Raw genomic sequence first — 12975 nt, forward strand, 5'->3', positions numbered from 1 at the left:
CAGTAAAATAGCTTTAAACAGACACCTTATTGATTGTTTGGAGGCGATCGCAATGTCTTCAATCGTTGAAGTGAGTGAATCAGGCATCTTACAATTACCCGCCGAGATTTTACAGGCAATTAGACCCAATACCCGCTTTGTAGTAGAGGTGGATAGCGTTGGAAAACAATATCGTATAATTCTGTCCCCCGTTCCCCCAAAGCAACCCTTTTGGGCAACCGCCACGCCTGAAGAAAGGGCGGAACGATTAATGCAGTGGGTACAAAGCCATCAGAATGGTGCCAACCTACCTGATGAAGCGTTACGTCGGGAAAACATCTACGACTAATGACTGACTATCTCCTCGATACCAATGTTTTGCTTCGCATGAGCGACAGCACTTCACCAGTGAATTTACTAGCTGGTAGAGCAACAGCTACTCTTTTAAGGCAAAGAAATCGCGTTTTCATCACCAGTCAGAACATTATTGAGTTATGGGTTGTTGCAACTCGTCCAGCACAAGTCAACGGTTTGGGATGGAGTGTCGAACAAACTCGTATTGAAATCGAGCAAATTTTAAATCAGTTTCCCCAGCTTGAGGAAACGCCACAAATATTCCCCTACTGGTTCAATCTGGTGACAAGCTACCAAATTCAGGGTAAGCGCGTACATGATGCCCGGTTAGTTGCCGTGATGTTGGCGCATAGTGTAACGCATTTACTAACGTTTAACCCAGATGATTTTCGGAACATCAATGAAATTGTAGTGGTTCATCCGCAAGCGATCGCGAACCCAGAAGCGGAAGATTAGCACGATCGCAAAGCTGACTCAGAAACCCGGTTTTTTCAAAAAACCGGGTTTCTTAAACTCCTGGAACTACGATCCTTCGCGCAGTTTATCCAACACACTCCGATCTTCCAAAGTCGAAGTATCGCCAGAAACTTCTTGTCCCGCAGCTAAATTTCGCAACAATCGCCGCATAATCTTACCCGAACGAGTTTTAGGTAACGCATCGGTAAAGCGAATTTCACCGGGACGCGCGATCGCACCAATTTCACTCACCACATGTTGCTTCAGTTCCTTATTCAATTCCTCAGTCGGTTTTTGATTCCCTTCCAAGGTGACAAAAGCAACAATATCTTCCCCTTTCAGGTCATCCGGTTTCCCTACAACCGCCGCTTCAGCTACCGCCGGGTGCGACACCAACGCCGATTCAATTTCCATCGTTCCCAAACGGTGTCCGGCGACGTTAATTACATCATCGACGCGCCCCATCACCCAAAAATAACCATCTTCATCCCGACGCGCCCCATCTCCAGCAAAGTAGAAATATTGCCCATCTTTGGGGGGAATGTGTTCCCAATAAGTGCGACGGAACCGATCCGGATCGCCGTAAATTGTCCGCATCATACCAGGCCAAGGATGTTTTACGGCTAAATATCCACCTTCATTATCTCCAACCGAATTTCCGTCTAAATCCACCACATCGGCAAGAATTCCGGGGAAAGGACGAGTCGCAGAACCGGGTTTCGTCGGAATTGCACCGGGTAATGGGGTAATCATAATTCCCCCAGTTTCGGTTTGCCACCAAGTATCGACAATCGGACAGCGTTCCCCACCAATTATCCGGTAATACCACATCCAAGCTTCTGGGTTAATCGGTTCTCCCACCGTTCCCAGCAATCTTAAAGAAGATAAATTCCGCGACTTGGGATGGTGTTCGCCCATCTTAATAAATGCCCGAATTGCCGTCGGTGCGGTATAGAAAATAGTGACGCCGTATTTTTCAATTACATCCCAAAAACAACCGGGATTCGATGCCCGCGGCGCACCTTCATACATCACAGTTGTCGCACCGTTGGATAAGGGTCCGTAAACAATATAACTGTGTCCCGTAATCCAACCTACATCGGCGGTACACCAATATACATCTGTATCTTGCAGGTCGAAAATCCATTTGGTGGTCATGTGAGTGTAAAGGTTATAACCACCCGTTGTATGCACCACCCCTTTCGGCTTTCCAGTACTACCAGATGTGTAAAGAATGAACAGCATATCCTCGCTGTCCATCGGTTCGGCGGGACAGTCTGCGGAAACGCCTTGCTTTAAATCGTGCCACCAATGGTCGCGTCCCGGTTCCATGTATATTTGCTGTCCGGTGCGCTTAACTACCAAAACATCCTTGACAGTTTCGACGCCTTCTGCTAAAGCTTTATCAACTTGCTCTTTGAGGGGAACGATCGCATCCTTTCTCCATCCCCCATCTGCTGTAATCACCATTTTGGCTTGTCCGTCGATCAGGCGATCGCGCAACGCCTCGGCACTAAATCCACCAAACACAACGGTGTGCGGTGCGCCAATTCTGGCACAAGCTAGCATGGCGATCGCAGCTTCTGGAATCATCGGCATGTATATCCCGATGCGATCGCCTTTCTGCACTCCCAGTCCTTTTAGCACGTTCGCCATCTGACAAACTTCCCGATGCAATTGCGCGTAGGTGAGAGTCCGCGAATCCCCCGGTTCCCCTTCCCAAATCAACGCCGCCTTATTTTTGCGCCACGTTGTGAGATGTCTGTCAAGACAGTTGTAAGAAATATTAATCTTGCCGTTGGCGAACCACTTAGCAAACGGCGGTTGCCAGTCTAGAACGGTATCCCACTTTTGGAACCAGTGCAACTCAGTTTCAGCCAATTGGGCCCAGAATTTCAACGGATCGGCCTTAGCGCGGTCGTAGAGTTGCTCGTAGTCCTCTAAACTCTTGATATGGGCTTTTTGGGAAAATTCCCCACTGGGCTGGAATAGACGTTTTTCTTGAAGAATGGATTCAATCGTCGATTGTGACATAGTGCAAAAGTTAGGTTTCAGGCTTGTGACCGGAAATACATTTCCTAACATACTGGCTTCCCGGATGGCATTAGCCAAAGAAAATCTTTATTTTTATCAATAGGACTGACGCGCATATTCCCGGTTTTTACGAAAAATCCCCAGTTGGGAAGTTAAAGATCTACGAAAAAACTGGGTTTCTGCCCCCGCGTGGGTAAGTCCCGATCAAGTTTGGGGTGGAAAGTCAGAACCCCAATAGGATAAAGTGACGATAGGGATGGACAAATGTCACCGTCCTGGAGAAACGCCCTGCGGCTGATTACTACGAGCCTGATAAATCATTTAATTATCTCATTGATGGTCGGGGTCAAAAATTGACCGATTGGCTTGGAATCACCGAGAAGATATCAAAAATCGGCGTTCCCAGTACAGAATTCTATTTAACGCTGATTAAACCAAATAACAGCCGCAAAACATTTAAAGTACCTGTCGCAGATCCAAACCGGAAAACTGCCTACTGGTTACCGCGCAGAGCATTTGTGTTATTGCTGTGCCAGGAAATTGAAAAAAATTGGCAACACTGCATCACCGTGCTGTTCAATACCAAATGCATCGAAATTAGCAAGATAGCCGAGTCGGAAAAACTCCAAGTTGTTGCTGACACAGATAACAACAATCTGGTTAAATTTGAGCCAGATCTTTTAGTGGGTTGTGATGGCTTTAACTCGATTGTCCGCAACACCTTGAAAGAGTGGGACGACTCGGCATCAGACAGATTTGAGATGAAATGTTTTCCCTCGCCCAGTGCAGGTTTGAGGTATAAAGTGTTAAGCCTACCGCCAAACTTTCCTCTCGATCCGAGTGGCAAGGAACAGTCAAAATGTGAAATGGCTTACGCGATTCGTGGAGCTTTTCGAGGTCGCAAGCAAGCCGTATCTTTGGGTTTATTACCGCTGAAAAATCCAGATGAACCCCGTAGTGCCAATATCATTACATGGCCTGACCATAAAATATGGGAATTGAAAAATAGTCAGGAGGTGTACGACTTTTTTGAGAAAGCCTTCCCACAATTGCCTATAAGCCAAATCCTATCGCCCGAAGAAGCCGATCGATTTGCTAAAAGTGAAGGTGGAAAATTTCCTACTCCTCAATACTGTTCCCGATTGTACTTTGTAGCACAGAAGCAAGCAAGCCTTGGAATGGGCGACTCGATTAACGCTGCTAGTGTAGTACTGTTGGGAGATGCCATTCATTGCTTTCCTCCAGATATCGGACAAGGAGTTAATTCAGCATTGGAGGATGTATTTGTCCTGAATCAGGCACTTTCTAAGAGCGATCTCAATCTCTCAGTTGCCTTGCCTCTATACGAATCCTGGCGCTTTCCTGATGTCAAAGCTTTAATCCGTCTGGCTCAAATTGCTTTTCCTTGGCAGTATAACCAAGCTCCGCTTCGCAGATCGCTGTGGAATATCAACTTTTTTTTCCGACTTCTACTCAGTCGTTCCCTGCCCTACCTTTTTAGTCCTCCAGCTTTCTTCCTGATCCAGAACCATCAGCTTTCTTACGAGGAAATCTTAGGCAAAGTTCAACGTACCACTCAGAACCTGTTGGTACTCGGTTTGATGCTTATTTGTGGGTTTTTAGCTGTAGTACTTCTCAGGTAGTAGGGTGCGTCACAGGATTGCGCTTGTTGGCAATAAAATTTGGCTCGCTTTGTCACGCACCAAAATTTTTCCGGTTCAATTAGTAGGGTGCGTGACACGATTGCGGTTGTTGGCAATAAAATTTGGCTCGCTTTGTCACGCACCAAAATTTTTCCGGTTCAATTAGTAGGGTGCGTCACAGGATTGCGCTTGTTGGCAATAAAATTTGGCTCGCTTTGTCACGCACCAAACTTTTGCCGGTTCAATTAGTAGGGTGCGTCACAGGATTGCGCTTGTTGGCAATAAAATTTGGCTCGCTTTGTCACGCACCAAAATTTTTCCGGTTCAATTAGCACTAGCGATACTTTTTTTACGATACTTGGTTCGTCGAGCGCCGTAGCCGCAGGAAACCTTTAGTTTTGCGGGTGTGGGCGATCGCGAGTGGGTGCCTCTGGCATATCGCTCCCTGGCGGCTAGTAATGTTTTTATCCGTCCGCTGCAACAAGATTGTGATGGGGCGATCGCTTGCACTTTCGGTGTCGCTTTTTTGCCTCAGCCGATTTACTCCAATCTATTGCTTTAGGTACATCATACCATCTATTCTTTATATAATATACGTGAGAATTGCTCTCAAAGACCCTAGTTAACTACCAAAAGTAATGCGTCTGTCAATAACATCCTGCGAGTTTTATCAATGGCTGAAAAAAACAACGCCCTTTTTGACTCTTGGTGACCAGTTATCCGGTCTTATGTCGAGAAGTTCTCGAAATGAAGCGAGCGCGGCTTTACCCAGACTCCCGGCCGCAATCGCTGCCTATCAGAAATAATGTATTTTATCAAAGCTAATTACAGTCACCCTAACCCAACAGGCAAATCCCGTGTTAGAAGCATTCGTATTCGCGACGATATTGTGCGGATTTTTCGGCATCATCTTTAAAAAGAACCTGGTGATGAAGATAGTCTCTATGGATGTCATGAGTACGGGGGTAATCGCCTATTACGTGCTGATTGCATCGCGAGTTGGCTTGTTCACACCGATCTTTGACAAGGCCAAAAATAATGTTGCTTACGCCGATCCGGTTCCCCAGTCGGTGATATTGACAGCGATTGTAATCGGGTTTTCGATTCAAGCGTTAATGCTGGTCGGTGTCATGAAGCTGTCACGGGATAATCCGACATTGGAAACCAACGAGATCGAGAAAAACAATACGCCTTGACATCCTCACCGCCTTAAAAGAGCGGAAATTCCTCAGAGGTTTACCCGAAACCTGGTAGGGACACGGCATTATCAATATTTCGGGTTTGACAACCAATGTTTCACATGCCGTGTCCCTACTTTTCAAACAGGTTCTGTTTACTTTTAAAAGATGGTGGTTTCCCAACTCCCGTGAGGTTTTAGTTGATGAGTGAACTGACGATTGTATGGATCGCCCTACCGTTTTTTCTCGGGTTTATCGTTTTTCTGCTCCCCAAACTCGATCGGTATCTGGCACTGTGCGTGGGTCTTGTTTCGGCTGGGTATGCGGCGCTGCTGTTTGCCTCAACGCCCCTGACACTGAAACTAATAGATAATTTCGGCGTCACGTTAGTCGTGGATCAATTGAGCGCCTTCTTTATCTTGACCAATGCGCTGGTAACGATTGCGGTCGTCTTCTACTGTTGGGACACAGGTAAGACGGCTTTTTTTTATGCCCAGACCATCATTTTACACGGCAGCGTCAATGCCGCGTTCGCCTGTGCTGACTTTGTCAGTTTATACGTGGCGTTAGAGGTGAGCGGTATTGCCGCGTTTCTTTTAATAGCCTATCCCCGTAGCGATCGCTCGATTTGGGTCGCCTTGCGCTATCTGTTTGTCAGCAACACGGCAATGTTGTTTTATCTAGTGGGGGCAGTACTTGCCTATCAAACAAATCATACGTTTGCTTTTGCCGGGTTGCGGGGCGCACCTCCGGAAGCGCTGGCGCTGATGTTTATGGGACTGTTGGTCAAGGGGGGTGTGTTTGTATCCGGATTGTGGCTACCGTTAACCCACTCGGAATCGGAAACACCAGTATCGGCATTGATGTCGGGTGTTGTGGTAAAAGCTGGTGTCTATCCCCTGGTGCGTTGTGCGCTGACTTTGGAGCAAGTCGATCCGATCGTCAGAATGTTCGGAGTTGGGACGGCGCTGCTGGGAGTGTTCTATGCCGTGTTTGAAAAAGATACCAAGCGGATGCTGGCGTTTCACACGGTGTCCCAGTTAGGCTTTATCCTCGCTGCACCTGCGGTAGGCGGCTTTTATGCCCTAACTCACGGACTGGTCAAAGCGGCGCTGTTCCTGATCGCGGGAAGTTTACCCAGCCGAAATTTCAAGGAACTGCAACTCAAACAGATCAATACCCCGGTGTGGATTGCCCTGGTTATAGCTAGTTTCTCGATTTCCGGCTTTCCCATGTTGTCAGGTTTTGGGGCGAAGGTGTTAACGACGAAGAATTTTTTGCCTTGGCAAGAGATCGCTATGAACGTTGCAGCACTAGGAACGGCAATTTCGTTTGCCAAATTCATCTTTCTGCCTCGTGGGGGACATGAAGAAGTAAAACTCGGTTTCTGGGTAGCGACGATTTTGTTGCTCGGCGGGCTGATGGCGGCAAATGGTGTGTATTACGATGCCTATACCTTTGAGAATATCATCAAACCACTCGCAACCATCGCCGTTGGATGGGTGGCGTATTTTTTGATTTTTCGCCGGACAGCAATCAAACTGCCGCGTTTACTCGAAGAATTTGACAATCTGATCGGTTTTATGACGCTGATTTCGATCCTACTATTCTGGTTGGCACTGGCATGATTGGACATCTAATATTCCGACTGACCTTGTGGTTTCTGCTCACCGCCAATTGGAGCGTGGAAAATATCATTATCGGCATCGCGATCGCTGTTTTATTGCCGCGCACCTACACAACCCCGGAAAGATTAAAGGATTTGCTACCTGTACTGGGTAAAATCCTTTTGGCGATTCCACAGGCATATATGGAGGCATTTGAACTCCTCCTGCGTCCCCATAAATATGAAGACGTGATCCTGGAACGGGTGCCATCAAAGCGATCGCCCCGGCTCATATTCTTGGATGTATTTCTCATCACCTTTACCCCCAAGACAATTGTCTTGAAATACAACGAAGAAGGCTGGTACGAAGTACACCGAGTTGTACGGAGGAAAAATTGATGAACCTGATAGTAATCGCCATGATTGTGGCAATGCTCATACCTTTCTACGAGGCATGGAAGGAAGATGATATCTGGCAGACAATGTTGGCACTTGCCAGTTTTTCCACCAAGGCGGCGGTGATGATTCTATTCGTATCCGTCTTGCGCGGGGATTGGATGGTGGGCGTTGTCGGGGTAATCGTTCTGAGTGTGGGTAATGCTGGATTAATGTTGCTGGCGCATATTCTCAAAAGGATGAATGATGCATGATAATAAACGTAATTAGTTATACCTGCATCGGCGTAGGTATGGTCTTCTGGTTTTGGGGAACCTCTTTCTTGCTGGGCAACCGCTCGGTATTATTCAAGCTGCATAGTCTTTCGGTTTCAGATACCCTCGGATCGATGGCTATCATCGTCGGACTGCTGCTAAAGATACCCAATGTATGGCCCTTGCTGATCCTCGCCCTCATCTGGTTGGCGGTTTGGAACACAATGTTGGGGTATGTGTTGGCATACTGTTCCAATAGCGGGGAGACTGTCAATGATACCTACGAATGAATACTATATCTATGCCATAGTCGCTCTGATGCCGTTGTCCGCTTGCATGTTGGTGTTTCAGGTCAATCCATTCCATGCCTTGGTAATTCGCGGCATACTGGGAGCGGTGGCAGCCTTGATATATTCAATTTTGGGCGCGGCGGATGTGGCTTTGACCGAAGCATTGGTAGGAACCTTGCTGGCGATTAGTCTCTATGCGATCGCCGTTCGTTCATCCCTGGTACTCCGCCTCGGCGTACTCGAAGATGAAGTGAAACACGAGGCACACAGGGATCCAGATTTTGGGCAATTGCTGGAAAAGTTACGCACCATTTTTGCCAAACGCTATATGCGTCTGGAACTGGTGCCCTACACTAATACCCAAGCTTTACACCGCGCGCTCATCGAGAAAGAAATCCATGCTACCTGTATCCCATCGGAATTCAGCGCTCCGGACAGCTCAGAGTATGAGGAAGAAAGGCAACCCTATCACACCGCGACTAGGATTAAACGCATCTATGAAATCATGGAAGCCGAACTTTGGTCGGCAGGGACAACCCTCGATTACGTAAATATACCAGATGATATTGCAACAAATGTAACTAAACCAGCATTAGAGGAGCAGCATTCATGAAATGGTTATACATTGCAGCGGGGATAGCGCTGTACGTCAAAATGCTACTCCTGCAAAATCCGGCACCGGACTTATCCCAGCAGATGTCTATCACCGAATTGGTGGTAAAAGACTGTGGGTTGCCCAATGCGGTTTCGGGTATCATTTTTCGCAATCGCCTGTATGACACGATCTACGAAGTGGTGGTGTTTACGATCGCGATCTTGGGAGCCAGTTTTCTGCTGGCGAATGAAAGACAGTCCTGCGCGATTTATCAGTTCAAAGATGAACCATCAATTGTGCTGGCGCGTCTGGGAGCGACCATTTCCGCGTTGGTGGGTATCGAACTGGCGATTCGGGGGCATTTAAGTCCGGGCGGTGGTTTTGCCGCCGGGGTGGCGGGGGGAACGGCAATCGGACTGGTGGCGATTACCTCATCACCGCAGTTGATGCAGAAGATCTACAAGCGCTGGCACGCCGCTACATGGGAGAAGGTGTCGGTTCTGGTTTTCATTGTTCTGTCGGTTATCACCCTAGCGGGATACGAACTACCCCACGGAGAGTTCGGAGCGCTTTTCAGCGGCGGTATTGTCCCCATCCTCAACATCCTGGTCGCAGTAAAAGTCGCGTTGGGGTCGTGGGCGGTGATTTTGGTTTTTATTCGCTATCGCGGATTGCTGTGACGGATCGGGTGCGCGATCGCACCCCAGGCGGGGCGATCGCACCTCCAGTGCAGTGAGAGGTTTATGCCGTGGAAGGCGCAATCGAATAATTTTGTCGTGAACTGCGCGATCGCGAAGCGTCTCCCGCGCCAGAATCGCTTCCCCCGCTCTGTCAAAATGGGTCATATGATGTCAGGCTTTTCACCCTTAATTAAAACTCACCGCGTCACCGCTCTCCCTTGTCACCGCGTCAGTTCTAACTATGAGTATTCAAGCGGACACGATATCAAAGGCACTTAGTGCGATCGCTAGCTCATTGATACTTTTTGCTCAAAACTCGAACCTGATTACTCAAACTTTCAAGCTCATGACTCGGAAGATCGAGTTCTGACCTCAAACTTTCCAGCTCATGACTCGGAAGATCGAGTTCTGACCTCGAACTTTCCAGCTCATGACTCGGAAGATCGAGTTCTGACCCTGGTAATTGCAGTTAGGATCTGGGACAATGGTGTTCCAAGCTCGATTGTTGGAGTGCAGAACTCGAAAGCTTGAGTGTTTGGCAAGGCAGGTTTATTGCCGATTAATCCGAATCAACTCGGTCAAGATACTATCCAAACTGCCGTTGACTTGAATTTTCTCAATCTTCTCTGCAATTCGTTCCAGTACTTCCAGTTCCTTCAAACGCAATGCTACGGGATTATCCTCCATAACTCTGGCAGTATTCAACATACTGCGAGTAGCAGCAGTTTCTTCGCGACGCCGGACTACGTTTGCTTGGGCAGCTTTTTCCGCTTCCACTACCTTGCTCAAAATAGTTTTAATCTCACCAGGAAGAATGATATCTTTCACGCCAACCGAATCGACTGCAATTCCATAGTCTGCGGTTTTGCTGCGAATCGATTCAGCAATACTTCTATCAATTGCGCCTTTATCCTCCAGCAAGGCATCTAGGGTTTTTTCCCCAACCGCAGCGCGCAAAGCAAACTGCAATTCTTTGTACAAGTACCCAGAAATATCCGACAAACCATTTTTAGCTCTGAGGGGATCGAGTATGCGGAAACCCGCTGTTAAATTCAAGCGCAAAGGTACTTTGTCTTTAGAAAGAATGTCTTGACCGGATACTTCCATAGTTTGTTGGCGCCGGTCAAATACTTCCGCCTTCAAAGAGCGACCAAATATCCACCATGCGTGTATTCCTGGGTCTAGTTGTGCTTGAAATTCAAGATTAACGTACAGCAATCCTACATGCTGTGCCGCTACTTCGCAAATATGCAAGCTTTTGCAGCTCAAATTTAACACCTCTGGCACACCGGAAACTAACTCAGCAACTAAGCGAGGTGGTAACTTGGCATCAGCAGAAATATCAATAATTTCCACTTCAACTCCTTGCCAAAACAACTTGCGACTTCCAGGCGGTAGGATGCAAATAACCTTACTTTGATAGCGCACGATCGCAACTTGCTGGTTCAATAATTGAACCATTTCGCAGTAAGATTGTACAAAGTCAGGATGCTTTTCAATCAGTACATCTTCGAGGGGGAAAGTTGGATTTGGCACAATCCGGCTGAGAGTCTGAACTTTAACATCCCTGTCTACAGACCAGAAAGCATACTCGCCAGGTTCTAGAGGTCGGACAAAATTATTCTCGACGTATAGTAAACCAATCTCATACTCTGAGATTTGAAACTTTTTCAATCCATTTAAGGTAACTCCGCGTACTTGCTGCACGAACTGGGCGGGTAATTCCAAGCTTTCTTCTAAGTTAAAGAGATGGGATTCTACCTCAATAAAACCCCGCCAAAAAGCCCGCAGTTGATTCGGTGCAACGCCGACCCAATTTTGCCCCAAGCGTACTAATGCAGTTTGATTGAATCCCGTTCGCACTACGAGATATTCTTCTAACTCGGAACTGTTATTTCGCAGCAATAATTCCAGGTTTTCAATCTTTGCTTCTGGTTGGTTGAGGTCATAGGTTTTGACTTGCCAATGCCAACCAAAGTATGTGTAAGTACCCGGCTGCAAAATCTTCTTAAAATCGCTGCGGTGATATAATATTCCAATTTCGTTGGGTTTGATATAAAAGGTTTTCCACATAAAAATTTTCCGAGATAAATTGGGCATTATTAACCGACGCAGAAGGTTTGATAAAAACATTTATAGCACAACAATTAAGTTTTTATTACATTTATAATACATATATTTTAAAACTCTCCAATGTAGGTGTTTACAGTTAGGCGCGGGCGAATGCCTGCGGCAGGAGCGAAGCAGTTCGCATCTCGAAAACTGGATTAAGATTGCTCTTACCTTTCTGAAACTACCCAAAGGCAATCCAGAAAAGAACAAGAGCGCTCAAAGCAAGCCGTTCGTTTTGCCGAATGTGGAAAGCGAAGGGACATACTCAAGTTAGGGAGGAATGCGATCGCTCGCTACCCTTGGTATGAGTATCGCGCTAGCACCTTTACTGTCACTACCTTTGATCGCGAGGTGACGATCGGTAGCGGAACACCTACATCGCGAGAGTTTGTCAGATAACGGACTCGAACCGTCTTGGGATTTCTCCCGAAACGTATGTTTTGCTGTGAAGCTGCCTTGTGAAAAACAAGGTGCCCTTACCCAGGGCGAGGGTGCGTTGGTGGAAAGTGCAGGAATCGAACCTGCGACAAATCGCCGATACAGCGATCGCTCTACCAATTGAGCTAACTTTCGGGGCGTTTGATGTAGGATTTGAACCTACGTCGCACCGATCAAATTCGGCTGCTCTACCACTGAGCTAATCAAACTGTGAAATAGTGACGCATCGCTTGGGCGGTATACGCACAACTCCAGAGGGTGGCGCACCAGTCGGGCATACAGAACCCGAACTACAGGTTGGTCGATGTATTACTACCTCTTTACTTAATGTAGCATGGAAGAAGCGGAAGCGATCGCTCGCTCCTAGACATGGGAAAGCGATCGCATCTGTTGGTTTAATGAATGCGATCGCTCTGTTAAAAATCTGCTAAAGGTATCAAGCTTTGGAAGCGCTTGTTACTTAGGTCAGGTATTGTGGCATAGTGACTGCCCTAACGACGAAGAGCATTCCAGGTATTTGCACTCGCAATCCCATTAGCCAAAAGGCCCCGCTGCCGCTGAAAAGCGATTAAAGCTTGTCGTGTCCGGGAGCCAAAAACGCGATCGATAGGCGCTCGATTAAAGCGGTTTCTCTGAAAAATAGTGGGTTTGGCAGCGAAAGCACCTGGAATTGGTGGGACAGCTGATGTTGCCTATCCCACAAGAAAAACCAACCTCTTATGGGGCGATGCGGCAAGGGGCAAGGTTTGTTACCTGCCTCAGAGCTTGCACCTTTCCACCCAACCGCCCGGAAATTAATCATGCTGTTGGCGAATAGATCAGGGGTTAACTTTACACCTTCTTCATCCGGGAGCGTGGTAGCCCCGTCAATTTATTGCGGGGTGGAAACGCGACCCGTGCGATTTTAATCGCAGTCAGTATTATTTTGAGTGATGTGGATCATTAATATAAGCTTCGATA

At 47.3% G+C, this 12975-nt stretch carries 16 protein-coding genes, 1 tRNA gene and 1 pseudogene; 14 read left to right on the top strand and 4 right to left on the bottom strand.

Annotation, left to right across the window (positions count from 1 at the left end):
• Nucleotides 1-52 precede the first annotated feature (52 nt).
• Together MiSe_RS24135 and MiSe_RS24140 are read left to right on the top strand one after the other, a co-directional pair.
• A complete protein-coding gene (locus tag MiSe_RS24135; RefSeq protein ID WP_226585638.1) occupies nt 53-328 on the top strand; it encodes a hypothetical protein in 276 nt (91 codons plus the stop codon).
• Complete coding sequence (locus MiSe_RS24140) at nt 328-789, top strand: type II toxin-antitoxin system VapC family toxin (protein ID WP_226585639.1); 462 nt, start codon at nt 328-330, stop codon at nt 787-789. The genes MiSe_RS24135 and MiSe_RS24140 overlap by 1 nt, the downstream gene beginning before the upstream one ends.
• A gap of 66 nt (nt 790-855) precedes the next feature.
• On the opposite strand, the gene acs is transcribed toward MiSe_RS24140, so the two are convergent.
• Nucleotides 856-2823: an acetate--CoA ligase gene (acs, locus tag MiSe_RS24145; RefSeq protein ID WP_226585640.1), complete on the bottom strand. Its 1968-nt coding sequence runs from the start codon at nt 2821-2823 to the stop codon at nt 856-858.
• A 254-nt stretch (nt 2824-3077) separates the two neighbouring features.
• Here acs and MiSe_RS24150 point away from each other — a divergent pair.
• From MiSe_RS24150 to MiSe_RS24190, 9 genes and pseudogenes are all read left to right on the top strand, one after another.
• Nucleotides 3078-4466 (top strand): annotated as a pseudogene (locus MiSe_RS24150) (FAD-dependent oxidoreductase); the annotation flags it as partial.
• A gap of 857 nt (nt 4467-5323) precedes the next feature.
• A complete protein-coding gene (locus tag MiSe_RS24155) occupies nt 5324-5662 on the top strand; it encodes an NADH-quinone oxidoreductase subunit K (RefSeq protein ID WP_226585642.1) in 339 nt (112 codons plus the stop codon).
• Nucleotides 5663-5847: 185 nt separating this feature from the next.
• On the top strand, nt 5848-7272 hold the full coding sequence (locus MiSe_RS24160) for a cation:proton antiporter (protein WP_226585643.1): 1425 nt from the start codon (nt 5848-5850) through the stop codon (nt 7270-7272).
• Nucleotides 7269-7649 (top strand): Na+/H+ antiporter subunit E, encoded by a 381-nt coding sequence (locus tag MiSe_RS24165; RefSeq protein ID WP_226585644.1) that lies wholly within the window; start codon nt 7269-7271, stop codon nt 7647-7649. The genes MiSe_RS24160 and MiSe_RS24165 overlap by 4 nt, the downstream gene beginning before the upstream one ends.
• A complete protein-coding gene (locus tag MiSe_RS24170; RefSeq protein ID WP_226585646.1) occupies nt 7649-7900 on the top strand; it encodes a hypothetical protein in 252 nt (83 codons plus the stop codon). Before MiSe_RS24165 ends, MiSe_RS24170 begins: the two co-directional genes overlap by 1 nt.
• A complete protein-coding gene (locus MiSe_RS24175) occupies nt 7897-8190 on the top strand; it encodes a monovalent cation/H(+) antiporter subunit G (protein WP_373872858.1) in 294 nt (97 codons plus the stop codon). The genes MiSe_RS24170 and MiSe_RS24175 overlap by 4 nt, the downstream gene beginning before the upstream one ends.
• Complete coding sequence (locus MiSe_RS24180) at nt 8174-8803, top strand: DUF4040 domain-containing protein (protein ID WP_226585649.1); 630 nt, start codon at nt 8174-8176, stop codon at nt 8801-8803. Before MiSe_RS24175 ends, MiSe_RS24180 begins: the two co-directional genes overlap by 17 nt.
• Nucleotides 8800-9465, top strand: coding sequence for a Na(+)/H(+) antiporter subunit B (locus MiSe_RS24185; RefSeq protein ID WP_226585651.1), 666 nt, complete (start codon nt 8800-8802; stop codon nt 9463-9465). Before MiSe_RS24180 ends, MiSe_RS24185 begins: the two co-directional genes overlap by 4 nt.
• A 63-nt stretch (nt 9466-9528) precedes the next feature.
• Nucleotides 9529-9744 (top strand): hypothetical protein, encoded by a 216-nt coding sequence (locus MiSe_RS24190; protein WP_226585652.1) that lies wholly within the window; start codon nt 9529-9531, stop codon nt 9742-9744.
• 270 nt (nt 9745-10014) lie between these two features.
• Here MiSe_RS24190 and MiSe_RS24195 read toward each other — a convergent pair whose 3' ends face one another.
• Nucleotides 10015-11538: a slipin family protein gene (locus MiSe_RS24195; RefSeq protein WP_226585653.1), complete on the bottom strand. Its 1524-nt coding sequence runs from the start codon at nt 11536-11538 to the stop codon at nt 10015-10017.
• Nucleotides 11539-11965: 427 nt separating this feature from the next.
• Here MiSe_RS24195 and MiSe_RS24200 point away from each other — a divergent pair, with 427 nt between their 5' ends.
• The gene (locus tag MiSe_RS24200) at nt 11966-12139 is read left to right on the top strand and encodes a hypothetical protein (protein WP_226585654.1); all 174 of its coding nucleotides are present in this window, start codon (nt 11966-11968) and stop codon (nt 12137-12139) included.
• 14 nt (nt 12140-12153) lie between these two features.
• Here MiSe_RS24200 and MiSe_RS24205 read toward each other — a convergent pair.
• A tRNA-OTHER gene (locus MiSe_RS24205) sits at nt 12154-12224 on the bottom strand.
• A gap of 9 nt (nt 12225-12233) precedes the next feature.
• Between MiSe_RS24205 and MiSe_RS24210 the strand changes: the two genes are divergently transcribed.
• On the top strand, nt 12234-12446 hold the full coding sequence (locus MiSe_RS24210; protein WP_226585655.1) for a hypothetical protein: 213 nt from the start codon (nt 12234-12236) through the stop codon (nt 12444-12446).
• Nucleotides 12447-12506: 60 nt separating this feature from the next.
• Here the strand turns inward: MiSe_RS24210 and MiSe_RS52890 are convergent, their stop codons facing one another.
• A complete protein-coding gene (locus tag MiSe_RS52890; RefSeq protein WP_373872859.1) occupies nt 12507-12686 on the bottom strand; it encodes a peptidoglycan-binding domain-containing protein in 180 nt (59 codons plus the stop codon).
• 2 nt (nt 12687-12688) lie between these two features.
• Here MiSe_RS52890 and MiSe_RS24220 point away from each other — a divergent pair, with 2 nt between their 5' ends.
• Nucleotides 12689-12832 (top strand): hypothetical protein, encoded by a 144-nt coding sequence (locus MiSe_RS24220; protein ID WP_226585656.1) that lies wholly within the window; start codon nt 12689-12691, stop codon nt 12830-12832.
• Nucleotides 12833-12975: the final 143 nt, after the last annotated feature.

The sequence above is a fragment of the Microseira wollei NIES-4236 genome (genome assembly GCF_020521235.1).
In the GTDB taxonomy this organism is placed as follows: Bacteria; Cyanobacteriota; Cyanobacteriia; order Cyanobacteriales; family Aerosakkonemataceae; genus Microseira; species Microseira wollei.

What these genes read in the sequence shown, in the direction of transcription:
- MiSe_RS24135 (WP_226585638.1), top strand. Translation starts at nt 53, where the DNA reads ATGTCTTCAATCGTTGAAGTGAGTGAATCAGGCATCTTACAATTACCC.
- MiSe_RS24140 (WP_226585639.1), top strand. Translation starts at nt 328, where the DNA reads ATGACTGACTATCTCCTCGATACCAATGTTTTGCTTCGCATGAGCGAC.
- acs (WP_226585640.1), bottom strand. Translation starts at nt 2,823, where the DNA reads ATGTCACAATCGACGATTGAATCCATTCTTCAAGAAAAACGTCTATTC.
- MiSe_RS24160 (WP_226585643.1), top strand. Translation starts at nt 5,848, where the DNA reads ATGAGTGAACTGACGATTGTATGGATCGCCCTACCGTTTTTTCTCGGG.
- MiSe_RS24165 (WP_226585644.1), top strand. Translation starts at nt 7,269, where the DNA reads ATGATTGGACATCTAATATTCCGACTGACCTTGTGGTTTCTGCTCACC.
- MiSe_RS24170 (WP_226585646.1), top strand. Translation starts at nt 7,649, where the DNA reads ATGAACCTGATAGTAATCGCCATGATTGTGGCAATGCTCATACCTTTC.
- MiSe_RS24175 (WP_373872858.1), top strand. Translation starts at nt 7,897, where the DNA reads ATGATAATAAACGTAATTAGTTATACCTGCATCGGCGTAGGTATGGTC.
- MiSe_RS24180 (WP_226585649.1), top strand. Translation starts at nt 8,174, where the DNA reads ATGATACCTACGAATGAATACTATATCTATGCCATAGTCGCTCTGATG.
- MiSe_RS24185 (WP_226585651.1), top strand. Translation starts at nt 8,800, where the DNA reads ATGAAATGGTTATACATTGCAGCGGGGATAGCGCTGTACGTCAAAATG.
- MiSe_RS24190 (WP_226585652.1), top strand. Translation starts at nt 9,529, where the DNA reads ATGCCGTGGAAGGCGCAATCGAATAATTTTGTCGTGAACTGCGCGATC.
- MiSe_RS24195 (WP_226585653.1), bottom strand. Translation starts at nt 11,538, where the DNA reads ATGTGGAAAACCTTTTATATCAAACCCAACGAAATTGGAATATTATAT.